At 45.7% G+C, this 2,156-nt stretch carries 2 protein-coding genes; both read left to right on the top strand.

Going from position 1 to position 2,156, the window contains the following annotated elements:
• Positions 1-375: 375 nt before the first annotated feature.
• Positions 376-1,230 (top strand): peptidylprolyl isomerase, encoded by an 855-nt coding sequence (locus ACJJII_RS20325; RefSeq protein WP_444917519.1) that lies wholly within the window; start codon positions 376-378, stop codon positions 1,228-1,230.
• Positions 1,231-1,241: 11 nt separating this feature from the next.
• Positions 1,242-2,135, top strand: coding sequence for a peptidylprolyl isomerase (locus ACJJII_RS20320; protein WP_444917518.1), 894 nt, complete (start codon positions 1,242-1,244; stop codon positions 2,133-2,135).
• Positions 2,136-2,156 lie beyond the last annotated feature (21 nt).

Raw genomic sequence — 2,156 nt, 5'->3', positions numbered from 1 at the left:
GGCAGAACAATTTTAATAATTGAGTTCTCAATATGATTTAGCCCTCAAGGAAGAGGGGATTAAAAATTAACTGGATCTGGCATGTGGAGACGATACGGATATATATGGACGTTACAGTAACTATAGGGCAATAGATTTGTAAAATAGTCCCAAGTACCGCGGGGTAATAGGTGTTTTTAAAAACAATAAGTGCATTAAATCAGCAATTATGTATTGCGTGTTGATTATTCACGCTATGACTTTACACTGCCCGCCAAAATGAAGTTTCTGCCATCCGTTTTTATACGTGAAAAAAACGTAATTAAAAAAAATTGGCTAGCGTGACTGTTTGTTAAGTCGTGCGGTGGCTTAGTAGATAGAGTATGGAGTAAGAGAATGAATAGACATGTCTGGGGTATGACGCTTAAAAAATGTGCATTGCTTGCATTGGTTATAGCAACTGCAAGTTGTGGCCAAGGTGACTCCGAAGTCGTAATTGCGACTGTGGGAGATAAAAAAATTACTCAACAGCAATTTGATGATTACCTGACCTTAAAAAGAGTAGATAAGAACCGCACAGATGTCGTGGAGCGTCACAAGGAAGAGTTTTTACGTCGCGAAGCATTGGCACAGGCCATTGAGCAGCATGCGGCGGCAGGAAAAAACAACCTGAATATGCAAAAGATAAATGCAGAGCTGAATGAGTCTCGCAAAGATCTATTAATGGGTAGGTATTTTGAGGAGTACCTCAACGAGCAGGTCAGTGAAGAGGCAGTGGGTAATTACTACACGGCCAATGCTGAAAAATATGAGAGTAAAAAAGTAAAAGTATCTCATATTCTGGTCCGCGTAAAAGGGCAGGCTACAGAGCAGGAACGCCAGGCTAAGTACACACTTGCCCACCAAATTCACAGTGAATTGGAGAGCGGAGAGAGCTTTGAGTCTCTGGTGGAAAAATACTCCGAAGATGCAATTTCTAAGAAGCGGGCGGGAAGCCTGGGCTGGATTTCTGAGGGCGCTATTGGCCCTGAGTTTGCCAAACAAGCCTTTGAGGTTTTAAAAGCGGGACAGACCAGTGAGCCGGTGATGACACAATTTGGTTACCATCTGGTTCGGCTAGATGAAGGTCCGGCTGTCATTAAAAGCCATTTTAACAAGGTTAAAGGCGATATTCGTTACCAGCTGCGCAAAAACGCCAAAGACGCTGAAATAGAGCGACTGTTAAAAGCTGTCCCTGTTGCGCAGAAATGAGTAGAAGTGTGATGAATAAAACGGTAATTGCCTCAGCGCTTTCGTTGAGCTTGCTGGCAGGATGTGGCGGTGAAGCAGAAAAAGCCAAAGTGGAAAATTCCAGCACCGCAAATCCTGATGTCTTGGTCAGTGTGGAAGGTCACTCTATTACTGAGCTTGATCTGGATTTAGCGGTTGAACGTACCACCGGCAGTGCCGGGCTATTTCAAATAGACGAAAAGGCACGTGAAAAAATACTTGAAAGCCTGGTGATGTCCAAAGCTCTCGGGCTTGCTAAAGAAAGAGAACTCAGCGAACAAGAGTTAGTCACCTTGGATCATCAAGTGGCAGCTTACCGGGATGAACTGCTGGCGAAGAAATATCTGGAAGAAAACGTTGCTCCCGAGCCTGTCACCGAGGCAATGGTGGAGGCCTACTATCAGGATAACCAGGATCAATATGGTGCTAAGGTCCAAAAGCGTTACGAAATTCTGAGAGCCAAAGGCAATATCAGCAGTGCCGAGCGCACCCGCATTATGGCCCAGCTCACACTCGCCGCAAACAGTGAAGTAGAAACCCAGGATTGGCAGGCTTTTGCCAAGCTATTGGAGGCGAAGAAACTCCCGGTAGCCTATTCGGCGGGTGCCTTTGTACAGGGCACTATGGCAGCGGAGTTTGAGCGCGTGATCAACCCACTTTCTGAGGGGGATGTATCCAAAGTCTTTTTTATGCGCAAAGCCCCTGCAGTCGTGAGGGTCACTGAAGTGGTTACAAGCAAACCTAAGCCCCTCGCGCAGGTTAGAAGTGAAATAAGAAAACAATTAGCCCCCGTACAACTTCGCAAGGCTATTAAAAAAGCGGCCGAGGAAGCCATGGCAGAGATGGAGATTCAATATCAACCATCGGCCGGCGAACAAAATCAATAACGGATATAACAACCTGGTCGG

The organism is Microbulbifer maximicatervae (SeqCode) (assembly GCF_052467825.1).
The sequence above is the reverse complement of the archived record's forward strand: the minus strand, read 5'-3'. Positions and strand labels throughout refer to the sequence as shown.